Source organism: Streptomyces sp. NPDC088197, assembly GCF_044741185.1.
GTDB lineage: Bacteria > Actinomycetota > Actinomycetes > Streptomycetales > Streptomycetaceae > Actinacidiphila.
On record NZ_JBIUSD010000005.1, the window covers coordinates 99,299 to 120,116 of the forward strand.

Consider the following 20,818-nt stretch of genomic DNA (forward strand, 5'->3'; position numbering starts at 1 on the left):
TCACTGGCTCCAGATCTTCTGCGCGTCCCGCTGCCAGGTGGTGAGGATCGAGTCGATCTCCTTGGGCTTGGCCAGGAACTTCGTCAGCGCGGTGTCGGCGGTCGGCTGGAGGGCGTCGCTGGAGTCGCGGTTGAAGAACTGCGTGACCTCGGCGGCGCTCTCGATCAGCGCGCGGCCCTTCTTCACCAGCGGGGTGCCGCTGTCCTTGGCCTTGGGGTTGGTCGGCAGCGCGGTGCCGGAGGAGCCCTTGATGTAGGTCTCCTGCGCCGGGGCGGTGGCCAGATACCGCATGAAGTCCTTGACCTCGTCCCGGTGGCCGGTGCGGGCGCTGGCGAAGTAGCCGTCGGTGGGGCCCTCCTCGGCCATCGGGATCTTGGCGTCGATCACCGGGAAGCGGAAGAAGTCGATGTCGTCCAGTTCGCCCTTGGGGGCGGAGTCGGCGAAGAAGGTGCCGATCAGCATCATCCCGGTGCGGCCCTGGAGCAGCGCCGTGGTGGCGTCCTGGAAGGCGAGCGCGGTGCCGTTGGGGTCGAAGTACGGCAGCGCCTCGGCCCACTTGTCGAAGACCTTGCGGACCTCGGGGTCGTCGAAGCGGTGCTTCCCCGCGAGCAGGTCGCGGTGGTACTGGGCGCCGTTGATACGGATGTTGAGGTAGTCGAACCAGGACGACGCGACCCACGCGGTGCCGCCGCCCGCGCCGAGGCCGATCGGCGCGACGCCCTTGGACTTGAGCGTCTCGCACAGGGCCATGAACTCGTCCCAGGTCTTGGGCTCCTGGACGCCCCACTTCGCGAAGTTCGACTTCCGGTAGAACACGCCCCACCAGTAGTAGGTGGCGGGCACGAACACCTTCTGGCCCGACGAGGAGGTGCACAGCGTCTGGAGCGCCTTGGAGTAGCCGGACAGCTCCGGCTCGGCCCAGATGTCGCCGACGTCGAGCAGCAGATTCCTCTTGGCGTACGATTCCGCGACCGAGCCGGGGTACCAGGTGAGCAGGTCCGGCGGGTTGCCGGAGGTGAGGTACGTCGGGAGCTGGGTGCGGAAGGTCTCAGAGGCGACCGTGTTCAGCTTGGCCTTGCCGTCGCCCTGCTTGTTGTACGCGGCCACGAGGTCCTGCATCGCGGCCTTCGCCTGCGGGGACGACAGGTTGGACTGAAGGGTGACCGGGCCCTTGCCCGACTGGGTCTTGGCACCGGACGAGCCGGAGGTGACGCAGCTACTCATCATCGCCGCGGCGCCGACGGCGCCCGCACCGGCGAGGAACCGGCGGCGGCTGGGTTGCGAGGTGTTCATGGGACTCCCTTACGCCCACGGAACGGGGCCCGGCCCCCTGACGACCGGGCCCTCGTTCGGCTGGTACAGACTGTCGTGACGGCGGAGCGCCGTCAAGATTAATTCCTAATTTATTTACTTAGGCACGTCCGTGGCCGTGCGCGATCCCGCACCGGACGCCGTACCCGACCTGTCAGAGCGTGCTCTGGCGGACGGCCCCGCCCACCCCGCGGAAGACCACCAGCACGCTCCCGTCCGCCGCGGCCGTGGCCCCGGCCGACCCGTCGAGCGCCCCGCTCACGAACGCCGTGCGCGGGTACCACCCCGACCAGGTGTCGCTCGCGGCGTCGTACCCGCGCTGCCAGAGCGTGTAGTCCGAGGCCCGCGCGAGCAGTTGGACGGTGCCGCCCGCCGTGACCAGCGTCGGCGCGGCACTGATGGTGCCGCCCAGCGACGACCAGCCCGACCAGGCGCCCGAGGTGTCGCGCACCCGCGTCCACACCGCGTCGTCCGCGGCCCGCACCGCCACATGGATCCGGCCCGCGGCGTCGGCGACGGCCGACGGCCGTCCGTACAGCGCCAGTCCGTCCGGCGCGCCGATCGAGGTCCAGCCGGTGCGCGGGCCGCGGCTGCGGACCGTGCCGTCGCTCCCGGTGGCGAACAGCGTCCACCGGTCGGGGTCGTCGAAGGCGACGGTCGGCGCGTCCGCGAGCCGCCCGCCCAGGCTCTGCCAGCCGCCCCAGCGGCCGTGTTCGTAGGTCCGCCGGTACGCGGCGCCGTCCGTGCCGCGCACGAACACGTCGATCCGGCCGCCCGCGCTGCCGTACGCGGCGGGGTCGCCGAGGAACCGGCCGCGGGTGGGGCCGCCGAGGTCGGTGGTGCGCGCCGGCCAGTGACCGTCCCGGCCGGTGCGCGCCCGCAGTTCGCCGCCGTCGCCGCGGGTGAACGCGGTCAGCGTGGCGCCGTCGCGCACCAGCGCGGGGCTCGCCGTGGACCGGCCGCCGAGCGTGACGCCGGGCGCGTCGTCGCGCCCGGTGAGCTTCAGGAAGGCGGTGCCGTGGGCCGGGACGGTGACGGTGTACGAGCCGGTGCGCGTGCCCCGGTCGGCGCGCGCCCGCAGGTCGCGTACGGCCACGTTGCCGGTCAGCCCGGCGGCGGCGAAGTCGACCGTGCGCGCGGCGGGCCGGTCCGAGCGGTTGAGCAGGACGACCGCGCGGCGGCCCGCGCCCTGGAGGACCTTGCTGTAGACGTCGCCGGTCGCGTCCGTGGCCACCCGTACGCCCTGGATCGCCAGCGGGTCCTGGTCGACGGCGAGGATCTCCGGATTGCGCAGCGTGTCGAGCATCGCCTTGGGCAGGGTGCGCGGGTCGGAGCCGATGACCAGCGGGGAGGCCATCTCCGCCCACATCACGAGCTGCGTGGTGGACTCCTCCTGCGTCAGCTCGTACGAGCCGTCGGGCATCTTCCGCATCGGGATCAGATAATCGGGGTCGTTGTAGTGGCCGGGGCCCTGCGCCTCGGGGTGCCAGGCGTTGGCGTCCATGTTGCGCAGCACATTGGGCCACTCGTCCGCGGTCGGCGTGCCGTAGGCGATGTCGGTGCCACTGCGCCAGGAGTCGGCGGCGGTCGGCCCGTACACGTACGCGTTGTGCGCGTCCTGCGCCGGGGTGTGCGGCAGACCCCAGTCGTCGGTGAGCGGGTTGCACAGGTTGAGGATCATCGGGCGGCCGGACTTCGCGACGGCGTCGCTGAACTCCTTGAAGGCCGGGCCGGGATCGAGCTTTTCCGCGATGCCGCACAGGAAGTCGACCTTGACCGCGTCGATCTTCCAGGCGGCGAACTGGTCGGCGTCCTGCCGGTAGTGGCCGCGGCTGCCGAGCCCGCAGTTCGCCGGGTCGTAGTCGCCCGCGTCGGTGTAGATGCCGGCCTTGAGTCCGCGCTGGTGCAGATAGGTCACCAACGCCGGTATGCCGGAGGGGAATCGGTCCCGGTTGGCGGTCAGGCGTCCGGCGCTGTCGCGGGGCGTGTCGGCCTGCCAGCCGCCGTCGAGCCACACGATGTCGTAGCCGCTGTCGCGCAGACCGCTGCTGACGAGGTGGTCGGCGACGCTTCTGACCTGGGCCTCGGTGGGGGCGCCGAGGCCGTAGTAGGTGTTCCAGCCCATGTACGGCGTCGGCGCGAGGCCGCTGTCGTAGAAGGCGGGGGCGCCGTCGGCGGCGGTACGCGCCGGGGCGTCGGCATGCGCCGCCCCCGGCACCGCGACCGCGAGCAGTACGCCCGCTCCCGCCGTCGCCACGGCGCGCCGGGCACGCGCCGTCCCTGAACGATGCGAAGTCATGAAGGGTCTCCCGAGAGTTGGGGATACGCGGACGGCCGCCTCCCGGAACACCGGGGACCGCCGCCACGACGAAGACTGTGGCGGCGGTCCCGAACCCTGTCAACGATAATTCCTAATTAACTTAAATTTGCAGCTCCGGGTCGCTGTCCTGGCCGCTTCCCCGGCCGCCGTCGCGCCCTTCCGGAGCGGGCGCCGTCCAGTTGCCGAGGAGCTGGAGCGCCTGGGCGCTCGGCGAGCCCGGCTCGACGGTGTAGACGCACAGCGTCTGGTCCTGATCGCCGGGCGGTTGCAGCGACTCGTAGGAGAACTCCAGGTCCCCCGCGACGGGATGGCGGTAGCGCTTGATCCCGTGGGTGCGGCGCAGCACCCGGTGGTCGTTCCACCACGTGGTGAACTCCGGTGAGCGCAGGGTGAGTTCACCGACCAGGTCGGCGAGCTGGCGGTCGTTCGGGTAGCGGCCGGCCTCCAGCCGGAGCATGGCGACGGTCTCGGCGGCGAGCTGCTCCCAGTCGACGACGCGCTCGCGCGCCTCGGGGTCCAGCAGGTAGTAGCGGGCCATGTTCCGGCGGGTCGCGGGCAGCGCGTCGAAGTCGACGAGCAGCGCGCGGGCCAGCCGGTTGGACGCCAGCACGTCGGTGCGGCGGCCGAGGACGAAGGCGGGCACGTGCTCCAGCGTCTGGAGCAGCAGATGGAGTCCCGGCCGAACCCGCTGCGGTCCGCTCGGCGCGTGCCGGGAACCTGCGGGCCTGCGGGTCAGCAGGTCGGTCAGGTGCTCGCGCTCGGCGGTGTCGAGCCGCAGCGCGCGGGCGAGCGCGTCGAGCACCTCGGGCGACGGGTTCCCGCCGCGCCCCTGTTCGAGCCGGGTGTAGTACTCGGTGCTCACCCCGGCCAGCCGGGCCACCTCGTCGCGGCGCAGCCCCGGCACCCGGCGGACCCGGCCGTCGGCGGGCAGTCCCGCCTCGTCGGGGGTGATACGGGCCCGGCGCGAGCGCAGGAAGTCGGCGGTGTCGGTGCTGCGGTCCATACCCCCAGTGTGGCGGGCGGCGCGCGGGCCGCGCGCGTCGTGACTGGCCCTGTCAGTACCTGCCTCGCCGGTGCGGGTCAGGCCGTTACCTGCCTGCTCAGGGCACTTTTCGGCGCTCCGCGGCGGCGGCCCGGGTGGTGTGCTGGACGGCAGGCGGACCGAGGGTCCGCCGCCGCATCACACCGAACACGAAAGGTGGACAGCCATGTCCGCGCACGACATCAGCAAGCCCCTCACCGGCCGGGTGGCGGTCGTCACCGGCGCCTCCAGCGGTCTCGGCGAGGCGTCGGCGGAGCACCTGGCGGAACTCGGCGCGAAGGTCGCGGTGCTGGCCCGCCGCACCGACCGACTGGACGACCTGGTCGCCCGGATCGCCAAGAACGGCGGCGCCGCGCTGGCCCTGCCGGTCGACGTCACCGACCCGGAAGCCCTGCTGGCCGCCGCCGACCGGGTCGCGGCCGAACTGGGCGGCGCCGACCTGCTGTTCAACAACGCGGGCGTGATGCTGCCCTCGCCGATCGAGGAGCTGCGCACCGACCTGTGGCAGCGGCAGATCGACCTCAACGTCAAGGGCCTGATGAACGCGATCGGCGCCTTCACCCCGCAGTTGATCGCCGCCGCGGCCGAGCGCGGCGTCGCCGACCTGATCAACACCTCGTCCATCGGCGCGCGGAACATCTTCCCGACCTTCGCCGTCTACTGCGGGACGAAGGCGTTCGTGACGCATCTGTCCACGAATCTGCGGGTCGAACTCGGCCCGAAGAACGTGCGCGTCACCTCCCTGGAGCCGGGCATCGTCGGCACCGAACTCCAGACCCACGTCACGGACGCGGGCGCGCTGGAGTGGCTGGACGGCGCCCGGCGGTCGATGGAGTTCCTGGAGGCCGGGGACATCGCCAGGACCGTCGGTTTCATCGCGACGCTGCCGCCGCGGGTCAATATCCAGCAGGTCACCGTCATGCCGACGGGCCAGCCGAGCTGACCCGTCGGCAGCGCCGGTCAGTGGCCGGAGGTCGCCTTCAGACCGACCACGGCGACCAGCAGCAGCGAGACGAAGAAGATCCGGGCGGCGGTCGTGGGCTCGCCGAGCACCGCCATGCCGACCACGGCCGCACCGGCCGCGCCGATGCCGACCCAGACGCCGTACGCCGTACCGATCGGCAGCGTCTTCGCCGCCTGGGAGAGCATCAGCATGCTCGCCACGATGCCCGCGCCGGTCAGCAGACTCGGGACGGGACGGGTGAAGCCGTCGGTGTACTTCATTCCGATCGACCAGGCCACTTCGAGCAGACCTGCGACAACAACAAGGACCCATGCCATGAGGGCACCTCCGTGGGTTTCGTGCTTACGGGGGTGCGCCGTCTTTGCAGGGTCCCGGTACGACGCGCTCGTCGGGTACTCATCCGACCATAGCAAATTCCGGCAATACGGCCACCGGCCGAGGTGCGGACCGGCCGCCGTTTCCGGGACAGTCCCGGAGTCGCACGCCGTTTGCGTACGGCGTATACCTTGATCCTCGGCGGCACCGTTCGCGGGTGTATACGCAGTACGCTGCGTAGTGGCGGCGGCGAGGAATCCGGTGTCGCTCAGGCTGTCGACCAGGAGGTGGCGGGACCCGTGGCGGCTCACAAACGCTTGAACAGGGACGAGCTGATTTCCACCGCGCTCGCCGTGGCCGACAGCGAAGGTCTCGAAGCCGTCACCATCCGGCGGGTCGCCCAGCAGCACGACGTGACGCCGATGGCGCTGTACCGGCACTTCCCGGACAAGGACGGGCTGTTCGACGCGGTCACCGAGCGGCTGCTGACCGACGTCCGGGTCCCGGAGCCGGACGAGCGGCCGTGGCACGAGCAGATGAACGACCTGCTGAGCGGTTTCCTCGCGGCGCTGCGCCCGCACCCCAACGCCGCCGGTCTGGTGATCACCCGGATCTTCGCCTCGGAGCCCGGTCTCGTCGTCACCGAACGCACCCTCGCGCTGCTCTCCGCGGCCGGTCTGCCGGTCGAGCAGGGCGCGCAGACCGCCGGTCAGGCGCTGTGCTCGCTGGTGACCCTGGTCATCACCGAGCCCGGCCGCAGCAATCCGGCCCTGGACCCCGAGTCCCGCGAGGAGGCCGTCAGCGCGAAGAAGGCGAGCCTGCTCGACCTGTCCCCCGACCGGTACCCGCACGTCGTGGCCGCCGCCGACGCGCTCTTGTCGTGCGCGAGCAACGACGCGTACTACCGGCGCGGTGTCGACATGATCGTCGCGGGCATGCGCGGCACGGCGCAGGACGCCCTCGCGGCCGAGGCCGTCACCGGCTGACCCGGCGCACCCTCGGGACTCGGTGCTGGAAGCCGTTACCAGGGGACGACGCCGGCGTCCTCGAAGAACCCGCCGGTCGGGCCGTCGTCGGGCAGGGTGGCGAGGCGGATGGGGGTGGCCGCGCCCTGCTGGGGGGTGCGGGGGCCGAGGAAGCCGGTGAAGTCGGTCGCGACCAGGCCGGGGCAGGCGGCGTTGATCAGGATGTTCGTACCGGCGAACTGCCGGGCGTAGTGCACGGTGACGGCGTTGAGGAATGTCTTCGTCGGCGAGTAGGCCGCCATGACCGGGCCGATCTCGACGTCCGGGTCCGCCTGCCGGGTCAGGGAGGCGACGCTGCTGGAGACGTTGACGACGCGCGGCGACGCGGAGCGCCGCAGAAGGGGCAGCATCGCGTTGGTCACGCGGATGACGCCGAGGACGTTGGTCTCCACGACCGTGCGGACCAGGTCGAGGTCGAGCGTCGTCGGGTCCTGCGTCCACCCCGGCCCCGTCGGTCCTGAGAGACCGGCGTTGTTGACCAGGGCGTCCAAGCGGCCCTCCCGCCGCTCGACGAGTTCCGCGGCGTCGGTGACGCTGCGGTCGCCGGTCACGTCCAGCGGCACCCCGAAGGCGTCCACCCCGGCGGCGCGCAGCTTGTCGACGGCGGCTTCGAGGCGGCCCCCGTCACGCGCTCCCACGCCCACCCGGTAGCCGAGGGCCCCGAGGCCGCTCGCGATCTCGTAGCCGATTCCCTTGTTCGCGCCGGTCACCAGCGCGATCTTCGTTTCGCTCATACCGTCGATGCTCGCCCGCGGCCGGGCCGCGCATCCAACACCGATACGGTGCTCTGTCATACCCGGCAGGTATCACACGTACGCTGGGGTCATGGACACCTTGGAGATCCGCGAGCTTCGGTACTTCACGGCGGTCGCCGAGGAACTGCACTTCGGCCGCGCCGCCGAGCGCCTCGGCATGGCCCAGCCACCGCTGTCCCGCGCGATCCAGCAGCTCGAACGGCGGCTCGGCGTCACGCTGCTGATCCGCGACCGCCGCGGGGTCGCTCTGACCGGCGCCGGTCAGGTGCTGCTGCACGAGGGCCGCACGGCCCTGGACGCGACGGCCGCCGCCGCGCGCCGTACCCGCCGGGCCGGTGACGCCGACCGCGCGGGCGGGGCACGCGACCGTCTGGTCCTGGCGGTGAAGGCCGCCGCGTCCCACGAGCTGCTGCACAAGCTCCTGGACGCCTACGCGGCCGAGCCGGACGCCGCCGAGATCGAGGTGCTGCCGAGCGGCACGTGCGAGCAGGGCGAGATGCTGCGCGACGGCCGCGCCGACGTGGCGCTCATGCACAAGCCGTTCAACTCCCTCGCCGGATTCGACAGCGAGGAACTGATGACCGAGGGCCAGATCGCCATCCTGCCCGCAGGGCACCCCTTGGCCACGCGCAAGGTCCTGTCGCTGGCCGACGTCACCGACCTCCCCGATCTCCCGCTCGCCCGCTGGGCCCACGACGGCACGTATCCCCCAGGCCCTGGCCCCGAGATCCACGACCAGACGCAACTGGCCCAGCTCATCGCCCTCGGCCGCACCATGGCCGTCTTCCCCGACTCCGCCCGCGCCTGGCTGTGGGCCGAGCACACCGCCGTCCCGCTCAGCGACGCTCCGCCCGTCGTCACCCACATCGCCTGGCCCGCCCACAGCCGCTCCCTCCCCCTCGCCACCCTGGTCCGCACGGCCACCCGGCTGTGAGCCGGGCGGCCCTGGCGACCGGCAAGCGGCCGGGGCGCGGGGGTCAGGCCCGCTCGGGGAGCGCCGCTCCGACCGCGGTGAGCCAGGCGTCGGCGAGCAGGGCGTGACCGTCCGGGGTCAGGTGGATGCCGTCGTCGGTCCACTTGCGGGGACCGGCGTCGGCGGCGGCCCGCGTCATCAGCGCGTCGGCGGGGACGAGGGTGGCGGAGAAGTCGGCGGCCAGCCGCCGTACCACCGCCAGCTTGCCGTCCAGGTCGTCCCGGAAGGCCAGTTGGTCCTCGCTGACGGGCATCACGAACGGCTCGATCAGCACCAGCGCGCTGCCCCGGTCGGCGGCCTGGCCGAGCACGGTGCGGTAGTGGTCCTCGTACTCCTCGTCGGAGGTGGGGTCGTCGCTGTCGAAGCGGCGCCACACCTCGTTGATCCCCACCAGCACGGACACCACGTCGGCGCCGACCGCCAGGCAGTCCCGGTCCCAGCGGCCCCGCAGGTCGACCGCGCGGTTGCCGCTGATGCCCCGGTTGACAAAGCGGACCCCCGAGCCGGGGTGCTCGGCCGCGTACCGCTCGGCCACCATCGCCGCGTAGCCGTCGCCGAGGGAGTCGGGCGCGTCCAGGTCACGACCGCAGTCGGTGATGCTGTCGCCGATGAAGAGCACGACGCCGTCGTCCGGAACGAGATTCGGGCGGACCTGCGGGCTCAGAGGGGACGTCATGATCGGGCCTTTCCCGTGCCGACACGCGTTTCGCTGTTCGTACCACCGTTCGGATCGCCCACTGTACGGTCCCCGACCTGCCCGTTCGCGACCGGCCACCCGCCGACCAGCGGCCCGCCCAGCCGGATTCCGTCCGCACCTGCCGGTACCAACGGCGGTAGACAGCGGGTTCGACACACAGCACGGCGGCACCGGCCGCGCCGCGACGTGGCCGGCGGGGGGCGGAAACGTATGTGGGTGCTGCCCTCCGGCAAGAGCTGGACGGACGCCGCCAGGTACGCGGTGCTCGGTGTGGCCGCGCTCGTGTCGCTGTGGTTCTGGCTGATCCCGCTCATGAAGTGGCGCGGCACCCTCTACATCCTGACCACCAAGCGGGTCCACACGCGGGTCGGCTTCGTGAACAAGACCGGGCGCAGCATCCCGCTGGCCCGGATCAACGACATCTCGTTCGCCGCCTCCCTGTGGGAGCGGATCATCCGGTGCGGGACGCTCAAGATCGAGTCGGCCTCCGAGCAGGGCCTGCTGACCCTGAAGCACATTCCCGACCCCGAGGGTCTGAAGAGGACCATCTACGAGGCGATGGACGGCGACCAGGAGCACCGCTACGGCGCCGAGGAGCGGATCTCGCGTTCCCGCTGACGGGAAGACGGCAGGACGACTGGAGAGCCCCTGGGCGGCGGTGACACCGGCCAGGGGCCCTCTCGCGATCGATCCGGCTCGGACCGTCAGCCGTCGTTCTCCGACGACGGGATGTACGCGCCCGGTACGTCGTTCGGCGCGAAGATCCTGGCCTCGCCGGGGTACGGCTTGGTCCAGTTGTGCGTCTGGTACCAGGTGAGGTGGTTCATCTGCGCCGGGTTGGCGTAGTCGGGCACGGCGTTGGGGCCGGTCAGGCGCTGCTGGGACTTCCAGGTGTCCCACTGGTCCGCGAGCCGCTTCTCGGCCGCCGGGACCGCCGCCGCCGGCACCGCCGCCGCGTTGGGGTTCTGCGCCGCCGGGGTGTCGACGCCGCAGGAGGGCGGGGTGGACAGACCGTCGGTGAGCGAGGTGCGATTGGCCAGCGCGTTGAACGGCGCGAGGTCGGGCTTCTTGGTGAAGGCCGCGGTCATCGGGCTGGCCGCCGTGTCCTTCTGGTTCATCGGGTGGACCCCGAGGATCTGCTCGATGGTGCGGATCATCGTGATCTGCGAGTAGTAGTGGTTGTCGACGACGCCGTGCCGGGCGTACGGGCTGATGATCTGGATCGGGGCGCGGTGGCCGTCGATGTGGTCGAGACCGGCCTGGGAGTCGTCCTCGACCACGAAGATGGCGGAGTCCTTCCAGTACCGGCTGTGCGAGATCTCGTCGACCATCTTGCCGACCGCGAGGTCGTTGTCGGCGACCTGCGCGGCCGGGCTCGCGGGACCGCCGGTGTGGTCGCTGGAGAGCCAGAACATGTTCAGATTCGCCGGACCGTTCTTCTCGAAGTCCTGCTTCCAGATCTGGTACCGGTAGACGTCGGGGACGCTGGTGTCGAACTTCGGGAAGCCCGGCACGGACACGGCGTTGAGCGACGGGATCGGCGAGGAGGAGTCCAGCGGGTAGGCGGTGTCCTTCCCGGTGGCGTCCATGGTCTTGGCGTCGCAGTACAGGTTCTGCCAGCTCGCGTCGGCGGGTTTGGTCAGGAACTGCTGGAACTCGCCGAAGTCCCGCACCGACTTCCCCGCCGCCTGCGCGCCGGTCCACAGGAATCCGCTTCGCTGGTGGCCGAGCGCGTCGTCCTCGGTGTCGTAACTGCGCAGGTACTCACCGGCGGAGGACTCGGTGTACTCCGGATTGTCCGCCTGCATCAGCCAGTTGTGGCCCTCGGCGGAGTTGGTGCCGATGTCGTACGTGTTGTCGTACAGCCCGAACTGGCGCGCCAGCGCGTGCTGGTTGGGTGTCACGTTCTCGCCGAACTGGGTCAGCGACGGGTCGCCGTCACCCTGCGGGAGGTCGCCGAGGATCTGGTCGTAGGTCCGGTTCTCCTTGACGATCAGGAAGACGTGCTTGATCGTCGAGGGGTCGCCGAGCCGCGCGGGGACCGGCACCGGCTTCGCGTGGCCCTTGGACGCGGCCTCCTTGAACGAGCCGTTGGTCCAGCCGTTCTGGCGGAAGACCTTGGCCGTCTGGGACGCGATGACACGGTCGTTCGGCAGCGTGAAGTGCTGCACGCTCGACGTGGTGTCGTGGGTGCCGTGCCCGGCGGCGGTGGTGGGCCGACGGGCGTCCACGCCACGGGTGTTGGAGATGACGACCTGCTTGCCGACGGTGGCGATCTCGGCCGGGAAGTAGTCCGTCGGGAGCAGTCCGACGTAACTGACCGGCTCCTGCGGGGTCGTGTAGCGGTAGACGGCGACGGCGTTGGCGCGGCCGAGCGTCACCAGGAGGTGCCCGTCGTCGGTGAGGGTCACAGCGTCGGGTTCGTAGCCCACCGACGCCTCGGGCCACGGCCGGGTGGCGATGGTCTGCACGACCTTGTCATTGGCCGTCCTGATCACCGACACGTCGTTGGTCGCGGTGTTGGTGACGAACACCGCTCCCTTCTTGGCGTAGACCGCGGTCGGGTGCAGCCCGACGGTGATGCTGGCCGGCGCGGCGTCGGGCTTGGCCAGGTTGATGACACTGACCGTGCCGGTCGTGGTGGCGGCGGTCACCGGGTCGGCGGCCACCTGGGTGTTGTACGAGTTGATGGTGGTCTCGCCGGGACGCGCCGGACGTCCGCCCTCGTTGCTGACGTACAGCTTGTCGCCGACCTGGGCGATGCCGCGCGGGGCGTTGCCGACGGGCCAGCTCCGCTGGACGGATCCGGTCGCGGCGTTGATGGCGACCACGCGGTTCTGGCCGTTGACCACGCTGTACACGGTGGCGCCGTCGGGCGAGAAGACCGCCGCGCTCGCCAGCGCGTGCCGGGGACCGTCGGCGGGGATCTTGACGGCCGTCGGGTGGGCGAGGCTGCCGTCCGCGTTCACGGTGAACTTGGTGTATCCGTCGGTCTGGCCGAGCCACAACTGCGAGCCGTCGGGCGAGTACGCGGGGCTTTCCTGTCCCACGTCATTGCCGCTGATCCGCAGGTCGGCCGCGGCGGAGTTGCCGATGAGCTGCTGCACCTTCCAGCTCTTCAGGTCCACGACGGACAGCGCCATCCCGCCGTCGGTGACCGCGGCCGCCAGGTGGGTGCCGTCCGGGCTGACGGTGGACGACATGATCTTGCCGTTGTTGACGACGAGGCGCTCGCCGTACGGGGCGATGTACTGGTCGCTGGAGATGACCTGGCCCCGGTCGGTGGTCTGCCCGACCTGCTGGGTGCCGAACTGGTGCGTCTGGGCGAACGCGGTGCCGGTGGCGGCGAGGGCGAGGGCGCTGACGCCCGACGTCACCAGGACCGCCCGGCGTCCGACGCGTTTGCCGAAAATGCTGAACTCCGGTTTCTCGGTACGCCTTCGGCGGCGAGCTACCTGCATGGAGTCATCCCTTCGAGGAGTGGAGCAGTTCGACGTTGCCGTCGAACTGCCAGAGCGGGTTCGGCGCGTCCCCGACGGGGGTGCGCACGAGGAAGTAGCCGTTGACTTCCTTCGGCCCGTCGCCGTCGGCCACGAACCGCCCGTCCGCGGTGACGTCGAGTTGGTAGACGGCCGTCCCCGCGGCCGTGACGTTGGGGAGATGCCAGGTGACGACGCAGCGCCAGTCGTTGCCCGGACCCCCGGCGGCGACCTGGCCCCCGCCCCTGTTGCACGCCGCGGTGACGCGCAGGTGCTCCTCCGTCACGTCGGGGCGGTTCAGGTCGCCGGCCTGGACGCGGTAGAGGTGGGCGAACGCGGTGGCCACCGACCGCTGGATCTTGTCCTGGTCGATTCCGGAGCCCGTCGACGGGGTCGCCACGGCGATGACCGCGAAGGTCGCGGCCAACAGGCCGGTCAGCGGCAGGAGTCCGGCGGTGACGGCACGGCGCCCCGAGCCGTCGGAGGTGAGGTCGGTGAAATCGCGGCGCAGGAAGAGCAGACACGCGAGCCCCGTCGCGACCACGGCCCACACCACGCTCACCGCGATGCCGATCAGCAGCGGTTCGAGCTGTCCCGGACTGGTGAACAGACCGTTCCACGAGAGGAAGGCGTAGCCGGGCAGGGCCAGGCGCAGGGCGACGGGCAGCGGCAGCATCTGGGCGAGCTGCATCGCGAGCGCGACGAGCGCGGGCAGGAGCAGACCCATCGGGGACCGTCCCAGCGCGATCGACCCGAGGAGTCCGATCGCGGCCAGGGCGAGGGTCGGCGCGACGACACAGGCCCAGGCGAGGAGGACGTCCCGCGCGGCGTCGGAAGGCGCCAGCAGGTGCCCGTCGAGGCCGACCAGCGGATGGTTGCCGACCGACAGCAGCCCGCCGACCACGCCGGAGGCGGCCAGCCCGGCCACGAGCAGCAGGATGACGGTGAGGCTGGCCAGTGCCTTCGCGGCGAAGATCCGCCCGGGCGACCTGACCGCCACCAGCAGGTGCCGCCAGGTGCCGAGCCGGTCCTCGGAGGCGAAGACGTCCCCGGCGACCAGCGAGGTGAGCAGCGGGAGCGCCCAGGTGCCGGAGAAGCCGAGCACCACCAGCGATCCGGCCCACCCCGTGGCATGCATCCAGCGGCCGAAGAGGGTGTCGGAGGGGAGCGTGCTCTGCTGGCTCACCGCGGCGACGAAGAGCGCGGGCGCGATCCAGCAGGCGAGCACCAGCAGGCGGATGCGCCACTGCGACACCAGCTTGACCAGTTCGAAGCGGTAGGCGCGGGCCACCGAGACGCGGCGGACTCCGGCCTCGTCGTCATGGCCGTCATGGGCGTCATGGCCGTCATGGCCGTCATGGCCGTCATGGCCGTCAGCCGGGCGGTCGGTCGCGGACACGGTCGCGGTCATCGGGCCGCCTCCTGCTCGGTGAGGGCGAGGAACGCGGCTTCGAGGGGCGATTGCACCGGGCCCACCTCTCGTACGGCGACGCCGTCGCGGACGATCCGCGCCACCAGGTCGTCCAGGGCCGGCGTCGGCGCGCGGACGACGAGGACGTCGGCGCCGCGCCATGTCGCGGCCTCGTCCACGACACGCACACCGGCCGTGTCATGGGCCAGTCGGCGGGCGGCCCGCTGGTCCGAGGTCAGCAGCCGGTAGTCGAGTTCGCGGCTCTCGGCGGCCAGCGTGCCCAGCGGGCCGGAGAAGACGGTCCTTCCGGTGGCGAGGATGGTGACGTCGGAGCACAGCGCTTCGAGGTCGTCCATGCGGTGGCTGGAGAGCACGACCGCGGCGCCCTCGGCGGCGAGCCGGGTGAGGACACCGTGGACGTGCTTCTTCCCCGCCGGGTCGAGGCCGTTGGACGGTTCGTCGAGGACGAGCAGCCGGGGTTTGGTGAGCAGGGCCGCGGCGAGTCCGAGGCGCTGCCGCATGCCGAGGGAGAACCCGCGCGCCTTGTCGTCGGCGACGTCGGTGAGGCCGACCTGGTCGAGTACGTCGTCGATCCCCGCCGTCCGCGCGTCGCGTCCGCGCAGGGCGGCCAGCGCGGCCAGATTCTGCCGGGCGGTGAGCGAGGGGTACAGCCCCGGCCCGTCCACGAATCCGGCCACCCCCTCGGGAGCGGCGAGCAGCCGGCCGATCGGCGTGCCCAGGATGTCGAGGTGCCCGGCGTCGGCGACGGCCAGGCCCAGGAGCAGGCCCAACAACGTGGTCTTGCCTGCGCCGTTCGGTCCGACCAGCCCGTGGATCCGCCCCTGCGCGACGTCCAGATCCACGCCGTCGAGGGCGACGACGTCACCGAAGCACTTGGTGATCCCACGAGCCCGGACAGCAAGGAGAGTGTCCATGAGTCCCTTCTTTCACAGCCCTCAGGGACCCTAGGGACAGCACAATGCGCCGTCATGGACTACGAGTTGAACGCTGGAAGAACGACAGGAGACCCGCTCGCGGTGCACGCGTGCCCCGCCCCGAGCCGCCGCACGCCGCCGCGCCGACGACCGCGACGGCGCCTTCCGCGACTACATCGCGGACTCGGCCAACAACGTGATCCGCCGGGTCGACGCGCGGACCGGGACCATCACGACCGTGGCGGGCGACCATACTGCCGACAAGGCGGACGACGGCCTCGGCGCGTTCTCCGGCGACGGCGGCGCGGCGACCTCCGATCGACCGGTCCTCGGACCTGCTGTACCTCGCCGACACACGCAACAGCGCGGTCGCCCAGGTGCTCGGTGTCGCCCGGTCCGGTGACGCGGCGGGGCCGACGGCTCCGCGCGGTCGCGGCGCCGCCCCGCCCGGTCCCGCCCCGCAGAAGTCCTGACCGGGTCCCACGAGACGGAGAGAAGACAGACGATGAGCAACACCGCTTCAGGCCGCTCGGGGATCTCCCGGCGCCGCTTCGTCGCCAGCGCCGCCGCGCTGGCGGGTGCCGCCGGGGTGGCGGGCGTGCTGCCCGAGAACCTCGCGCGGGCCGCGACCGCGGGGCCGGCCAAGGGGGACCTGTCCCAGATCAAGCACGTCGTGTACGTGATGATGGAGAACCGGTCGTTCGACCATTACTTCGGCACCTTTCCCGGTGCCCGCGGCTTCAACGACAAGACGGCGATCAAGCTGCCCAACGGCGACTCGGTCTTCCGGCAGCCCGATCCGGCCAACCCCGACGGGTATCTCGAACCGTTCCACATGTCCACGCTCAGCACCGGCGCCGCCGCGATCCCGTCGCTCTCCCACGACTGGCGCGACCAGCACGCCTCGTGGAACCAGGGCGCGATGGACGGCTGGCTGTCCGCGCACATCGCCTCGGACGGCGAGGTCAACGGCGCGTACACGATGGGCTACTTCACCCGCGAGGACATCCCGTTCCACTGGGCGCTCGCGGAGTCCTTCACGCTGCTGGACAACTACCACTGCTCCGTCCTGGGCCCGACCGACCCGAACCGGCTGGTGTGGATGTCCGGCACCAACGACCCGGAGGGCAAATTCGGCGGCCCCGTGCTGGAGACGGTCACGCCGAACCCGATGACCCACCCGTCGGCGGCGGAGATCCTCTACGACGCGGGGTACAGCGTCAAGACGTACTTCTCCGGCGCGACCAGCGGGTTCAACGTCTTCGCCTGGTTCGCCAGCTTCAAGAACAAGGCGACCCTGCCCGTCGCCCTCCACAACGCCGTCATGACCGGCGGCACGCTCTACGGCGACGGCACACCGGGACGGGTCGGCGATCCCACCCGCCCGTCCCCGGCGTCCGACCCGGCGCTCGGTTTCGAGGAGGACTGCGCCAACGGCGTCCTCGCGGACGTGTCCTGGCTCTACATGCCGAGCGAGGCCGACGAGCACCCGCCGAATCTCCCGGCGGCCGGCGCGCAGTACCTGGCGTCCAAGCTGGAGGCGCTGGCCTCCAACGAGGAGCTGTGGAACTCGACCGTCTTCGTCCTGAACTACGACGAGAACGACGGCTTCTTCGACCACGTCCCGCCGCCCGTCCCCAATCCCCGTACGTACCCGGAGGAGTTCGTCCACCTGACGTCGCCGAAGGGCACTCCGGGCGGGGGGCTGCCGGTCGGCGCGGGCTTCCGCGTGCCGTGCGTCATCGTCTCCCCCTGGACCGTGGGCGGCCGGATCTTCTCCGAGGTCTCCGACCACACCTCGGCGCTTCGGTTCATCGAGACCATCACCGCGGCGGGCGGCCTGTCCGGCCACGGTCCGGTGACCTTCACCCCGATCAGCAAGTGGCGTCGCCGCACCTTCGGCGACCTCACCGGCGCCCTCCGCCTCCAGGACCGCAAACCCGCTCCGACCAGCCCGGAATTCGCCCCCGCCACGACGGCCGCCCACCTCGCCGCCCAGACCGCGGCCTCCACCCAGCCCATGCCCGCGCGACCGGGCGCCACCCAGTCCTTCCCTCCCCCGCGCTGACCCGCCGGGTGCGGCGGGTCCATCTCGGGCTGTGAACGGGCCGCGTCGCCCGCGCAGGCCGTCAGCGCCCAGGCCGGCGGCAGGGCGCCCGCTATTGCCAGGAGGCCGGGGAGGGGGCCGGGCGGCGCGGTCGAACACACCGGGAGAACATCCGCGCGCCGGGAGGCGGGAAAGGCTCAATACCGGGGCACACGGAGTCGATAGGGCCCGGAGGCCGACCTCACGGGGGAGCACGAGCCGGGCCCCGACCAGGGCCTATTGGTCATACCTTAATCAGCTACTATGGGGTCGTCCGCGTCTAGGGAAGGAACCCTTATGGCCGCTCGCCGTCCGACAGCGAGGACCGAGGACGGTCAGTCCGGCCGGCTCCTCAGCCCCGTGAACGACCGACGGATCTCCGCGCTGATCGTCGACCAGGTGCGCTCGCTCATCCATGAGGGCAAGTTGACGCCGGGCGACCGGCTCCCTCCGGAACGCGAGATGTGCGAGCGGTTCGGGGTCAGCCGGGTGACGGTGCGCGAGGCGCTGCGGGTGCTCGAGGCGGGCGGACTGGTCGAGATCCGGGTGGGCGCGCACGGCGGGGCGTTCGTCACCACGCCGACCAGCGACCGGATCGGGGCGAGCATCACCGATCTGCTCACGCTCTCCTCGGTGTCGGCGGCCGATGTGACTCAGGTCCGGCTGGTCCTGGAGGTCGGCATCATGCCGCTGCTGTGCGCGACCGCGGACGACGAGGACATCGCCGCGCTCCAGGCGATCTGCGACCGGCAGGAGGAGGCGGTCGAGGGCGGCGACTACGACGTGTCGCTGTCCGCCGAATTCCATACGCGGCTGGCGGCGAGCACGCACAACACCGCGTTCGAGATGCTGATCCACTCCTTCCACGGGCCGCAGTTGATATCGCCGGCGACCGCGCAGCGGACGGCGCCCGAGAGGGGCAAGCGCGGCATGGAGGAGCACCGGGCGATCATCGCGGCCATCCGGGCGGACGACGTGGAGACCGGGCAGCGGATCATGCGCGAGCACCTGAGCAGGACCGCGGAGCGGCTCTGTCTGGACGAACCCAAGGCGGCGAGGCGGCGCAAGAAGCAGTAGGCGGCCGGCTTCCGGCACGCGTGGCCGAGCCCCCTTCGACGCGGATCTCCGCGCCGAAGGGGGCTCCGGCGTTCCCGGCCCCCCCGCCCGCCCAGGTCGGCGGCATCGGAGCGCGGGCGGCGGGCACAGCAGTACGTCGGCGGGCGGGACCGGCGGGCCGGCGGGTTGCCGGTTGGAAAGACGATCAGCGTCGAGGAAGCGACTCTCCCGGGATGCTGTCGGGCCGACCCCGCCCGACACCATGCTGCTGCACCTGTGCCGCTATTGCAACTCTGTCGCAATAAGGTCATAGGGTGGGTCGCGGCACGTATTCTCACTCTGTCGAAAGGGGCCGTGCCTGATGGGCACCTACGCGCTTCCTGACATGCCGTACGACTACTCCGCTCTGGAACCGGCCATCACCGGCGAAATCCTGGAGCTGCACCACGCCAAGCACCACGCCGCCTACGTCAAGGGCGCCAACGACACGCTGGAGCAGATCGCCGAGGCCCGCGAGAAGGATCAGCTCGCCCCGGCCCGGCTCGTGGGCCTGGAGAAGACCTTCGCCTTCAACCTCTCCGGCCACGTCCTGCACTCGATCTTCTGGGAGAATCTGTCCCCCGACGGCGGCGACCGCCCCGACGGCGCGCTGGCCACCGCCATCGAGGAGCACCTCGGCGGATTCGAGGCGTTCAAGAAGCACCTCACCGCCGCCACCGCGTCCGTCCAGGGCTCCGGCTGGGGCGTCCTGGCCTGGGAGCCGCTCGGCAAGCGGCTGATCGTGGAACAGGTCTACGACCACCACGGCAACGTCGGCCACGGCGCCACCCCGCTGCTGGTCTTCGACGCCTGGGAGCACGCCTACTACCTCCAGTACAAGAACGTCCGCCCCGACTACGTCACCAAGCTCTGGGACCTCGTCAACTGGACCGACGTCAGCGCCCGTTACGCCAAGGCCACCGGCGCCTGACCCTCGTAGCACGCCGCACGCCGCACACCGGACGCCGTACGCCGCAGGGGCACCGCCGACCACGGCGGTGCCCCCGGCCGCTTCCCTGTCACTCCCCCACCGTTCCCGCGCGGACAGGAACTGCCGCGCGCGGTCCCGTCGTCTCCCCTGACGCGTGGCGACGGACGCGGCCGAGGGGCGGCAACAGGGGGGTGGCACGGTGGAGTTCACCAGGAGCGGGCGGCTTCGCCAGAGCGGCAGACGCTGGGTGGGGTGGGGGGCGCTGGCGGCGGTCGGCGCCGCCGCATGGGCGGCGCTCGCGCGCGGCGATTCCCGGCAGACGGCGTAGCCCGAGCTCTTCGTCCACCCGGCGGCCGGCGTCACCCTTCCCGGGGCGCGGATCCGCTCCTTCCCCGAGGGCCGCCGGGGCTACCCGCTGATCGACGGCGGCGAGGTCGACCAGGGGCTGAGCGTGCTGATCGACACGCTGAAGCGGTACGCGGGGACCCGCTTCGAAGGCGCGCCGTATCAGTACCGCCCGACCGTGGCACCGGGTGCGGCGGCGCCGCTCGTACCCGGCTTCGGCCCGATCTCGGACGCGCCGGGAATCGGCGCCTTCGGTCCGGCAGACGAGGGACCGGAGAAGGAGGGGCGCACGTTCGCGCCCCGATGGACGGCGGCCGGTCCATTCGCGCTGGCGCTCGTCCTCACCGTCGTGGGCGCGTTGGCCACGTTCCGCATGGTCACCGGCGGACCCGTCGGGGGCGCCCAACAGGCCGTCGCCCTCGGGCCGTTGGTCGGGCTCAGCGGTCTGTACGGCAGCGGTTGGCTCTTCTTGCGGTGGCTGCGGCCGTTGCGCCTGCGGATCGGCCCCGAGGGCATCGCGATGCGGGACTTCGGCGCCACCGACCTCGTCTTTCGCTGGGACCAGATCGCCGCGGTCACCGTCGACCCGCGGCCGTACACCTCGGAAAGGCACCTGTGGCTGCTGGTCTGGCCGGTTCCCGGGGAGAGGTTCGCCCTGCCGCGCACCCACGTGGTCGACGGCCATGAGACGTACGCCCTGGTGGCGGTGCGTCGCCTGCGCGAGCCCGGCGAGGTCGAGCCGGTCGTCAGGCACTTCGCCTGCCGCCGCTACGCCGAACCGGCCTGACCGCGCCTGACCACGTCCGACCCGCTCGACCGGTGCGCCGGGACCCGCTCACAGGGTCCCGGCGCACCGGCGTGTCCGGGATCGCGCCCGTCCACGCAACTCTAATTGAAAACGATATCCATCTCCATATAGTGTGGTGGCTCGCCCGTCCGCCCACCTCACGAAGGACCGTCATGGCCGTTCCCAAACGCAAGATGTCTCGCGGCAACACCCGGCACCGCCGCGCCCAATGGAAGGCCGCCGCACCGCGGTTGGTCGCCGTCACCATCGACGGCGTCGCGTACGCGGTCCCCCGGCGGCTCGTCAGGGCCTACGAGCGCGGCCTGCTCGACCCCGCGCGCTGACCC

18 protein-coding genes and 1 riboswitch are annotated in these 20,818 nt (G+C 71.5%); of the genes, 9 read left to right on the top strand and 9 right to left on the bottom strand.

Annotation, left to right across the window (positions count from 1 at the left end; all coding sequences use genetic code 11):
- The 3 genes from ACIOC1_RS14795 to ACIOC1_RS14805 form a co-directional block, all read right to left on the bottom strand.
- Window positions 1-1,293: an ABC transporter substrate-binding protein gene (locus ACIOC1_RS14795; RefSeq protein ID WP_401854415.1), complete on the bottom strand. Its 1,293-nt coding sequence runs from the start codon at window positions 1,291-1,293 to the stop codon at window positions 1-3.
- Between the two features lie 172 nt (window positions 1,294-1,465).
- On the bottom strand, window positions 1,466-3,610 hold the full coding sequence (locus ACIOC1_RS14800) for a glycoside hydrolase family 27 protein (RefSeq protein WP_401854418.1): 2,145 nt from the start codon (window positions 3,608-3,610) through the stop codon (window positions 1,466-1,468).
- Between the two features lie 121 nt (window positions 3,611-3,731).
- Complete coding sequence (locus ACIOC1_RS14805) at window positions 3,732-4,634, bottom strand: helix-turn-helix domain-containing protein (RefSeq protein ID WP_391047806.1); 903 nt, start codon at window positions 4,632-4,634, stop codon at window positions 3,732-3,734.
- Window positions 4,635-4,839: 205 nt separating this feature from the next.
- Between ACIOC1_RS14805 and ACIOC1_RS14810 the strand changes: the two genes are divergently transcribed.
- Window positions 4,840-5,616, top strand: a complete 777-nt coding sequence (locus tag ACIOC1_RS14810) for an SDR family NAD(P)-dependent oxidoreductase (RefSeq protein WP_391047809.1) — start codon at window positions 4,840-4,842, stop codon at window positions 5,614-5,616.
- Window positions 5,617-5,633: 17 nt separating this feature from the next.
- Here ACIOC1_RS14810 and ACIOC1_RS14815 read toward each other — a convergent pair whose 3' ends face one another.
- The gene (locus ACIOC1_RS14815; RefSeq protein ID WP_188280976.1) at window positions 5,634-5,954 is read right to left on the bottom strand and encodes a multidrug efflux SMR transporter; all 321 of its coding nucleotides are present in this window, start codon (window positions 5,952-5,954) and stop codon (window positions 5,634-5,636) included.
- Between the two features lie 32 nt (window positions 5,955-5,986).
- Window positions 5,987-6,057: riboswitch (guanidine-III (ykkC-III) riboswitch) on the bottom strand.
- Window positions 6,058-6,251: 194 nt separating this feature from the next.
- On the opposite strand from ACIOC1_RS14815, the gene ACIOC1_RS14820 reads away from it, so the two are divergent.
- The gene (locus ACIOC1_RS14820; RefSeq protein ID WP_355334974.1) at window positions 6,252-6,938 is read left to right on the top strand and encodes a TetR/AcrR family transcriptional regulator; all 687 of its coding nucleotides are present in this window, start codon (window positions 6,252-6,254) and stop codon (window positions 6,936-6,938) included.
- A gap of 35 nt (window positions 6,939-6,973) precedes the next feature.
- Here the strand turns inward: ACIOC1_RS14820 and ACIOC1_RS14825 are convergent, their stop codons facing one another.
- Complete coding sequence (locus ACIOC1_RS14825) at window positions 6,974-7,711, bottom strand: SDR family NAD(P)-dependent oxidoreductase (RefSeq protein ID WP_401854420.1); 738 nt, start codon at window positions 7,709-7,711, stop codon at window positions 6,974-6,976.
- 91 nt (window positions 7,712-7,802) lie between these two features.
- Here ACIOC1_RS14825 and ACIOC1_RS14830 point away from each other — a divergent pair, with 91 nt between their 5' ends.
- A complete protein-coding gene (locus ACIOC1_RS14830; protein WP_401854421.1) occupies window positions 7,803-8,666 on the top strand; it encodes a LysR family transcriptional regulator in 864 nt (287 codons plus the stop codon).
- A gap of 43 nt (window positions 8,667-8,709) precedes the next feature.
- On the opposite strand, the gene ACIOC1_RS14835 is transcribed toward ACIOC1_RS14830, so the two are convergent.
- Window positions 8,710-9,381 carry a GDSL-type esterase/lipase family protein gene (locus tag ACIOC1_RS14835; RefSeq protein ID WP_391047819.1) on the bottom strand — a complete coding sequence of 224 codons (672 nt, stop codon included), beginning with the start codon at window positions 9,379-9,381 and terminating at the stop codon, window positions 8,710-8,712.
- Window positions 9,382-9,612: 231 nt separating this feature from the next.
- On the opposite strand from ACIOC1_RS14835, the gene ACIOC1_RS14840 reads away from it, so the two are divergent.
- On the top strand, window positions 9,613-10,020 hold the full coding sequence (locus tag ACIOC1_RS14840) for a PH domain-containing protein (protein WP_391162663.1): 408 nt from the start codon (window positions 9,613-9,615) through the stop codon (window positions 10,018-10,020).
- Window positions 10,021-10,106: 86 nt separating this feature from the next.
- On the opposite strand, the gene ACIOC1_RS14845 is transcribed toward ACIOC1_RS14840, so the two are convergent.
- The 3 genes from ACIOC1_RS14845 to ACIOC1_RS14855 are packed head-to-tail and all read right to left on the bottom strand — an operon-like array spanning window position 10,107 to window position 15,227.
- The gene (locus tag ACIOC1_RS14845) at window positions 10,107-12,863 is read right to left on the bottom strand and encodes an alkaline phosphatase family protein (RefSeq protein WP_401854423.1); all 2,757 of its coding nucleotides are present in this window, start codon (window positions 12,861-12,863) and stop codon (window positions 10,107-10,109) included.
- Between the two features lie 4 nt (window positions 12,864-12,867).
- Complete coding sequence (locus ACIOC1_RS14850) at window positions 12,868-14,292, bottom strand: ABC transporter permease (RefSeq protein ID WP_401854425.1); 1,425 nt, start codon at window positions 14,290-14,292, stop codon at window positions 12,868-12,870.
- On the bottom strand, window positions 14,289-15,227 hold the full coding sequence (locus ACIOC1_RS14855; RefSeq protein WP_401854428.1) for an ABC transporter ATP-binding protein: 939 nt from the start codon (window positions 15,225-15,227) through the stop codon (window positions 14,289-14,291). Before ACIOC1_RS14855 ends, ACIOC1_RS14850 begins: the two co-directional genes overlap by 4 nt.
- 505 nt (window positions 15,228-15,732) lie before the next feature.
- Here ACIOC1_RS14855 and ACIOC1_RS14860 point away from each other — a divergent pair.
- The 5 genes from ACIOC1_RS14860 to rpmF all read left to right on the top strand — a co-directional run bounded on the left by ACIOC1_RS14860 (window position 15,733) and on the right by rpmF (window position 20,815).
- Window positions 15,733-17,295, top strand: coding sequence for a phospholipase C (locus ACIOC1_RS14860; protein ID WP_401854429.1), 1,563 nt, complete (start codon window positions 15,733-15,735; stop codon window positions 17,293-17,295).
- 378 nt (window positions 17,296-17,673) lie between these two features.
- Window positions 17,674-18,390 (top strand): FadR/GntR family transcriptional regulator, encoded by a 717-nt coding sequence (locus ACIOC1_RS14865; protein WP_401854431.1) that lies wholly within the window; start codon window positions 17,674-17,676, stop codon window positions 18,388-18,390.
- A 340-nt stretch (window positions 18,391-18,730) separates the two neighbouring features.
- Complete coding sequence (locus tag ACIOC1_RS14870; RefSeq protein ID WP_401854433.1) at window positions 18,731-19,339, top strand: superoxide dismutase; 609 nt, start codon at window positions 18,731-18,733, stop codon at window positions 19,337-19,339.
- Between the two features lie 451 nt (window positions 19,340-19,790).
- Window positions 19,791-20,471: a hypothetical protein gene (locus tag ACIOC1_RS14875; protein WP_401854435.1), complete on the top strand. Its 681-nt coding sequence runs from the start codon at window positions 19,791-19,793 to the stop codon at window positions 20,469-20,471.
- Window positions 20,472-20,644: 173 nt separating this feature from the next.
- The gene (rpmF, locus tag ACIOC1_RS14880) at window positions 20,645-20,815 is read left to right on the top strand and encodes a 50S ribosomal protein L32 (protein ID WP_401854437.1); all 171 of its coding nucleotides are present in this window, start codon (window positions 20,645-20,647) and stop codon (window positions 20,813-20,815) included.
- Window positions 20,816-20,818: the final 3 nt, after the last annotated feature.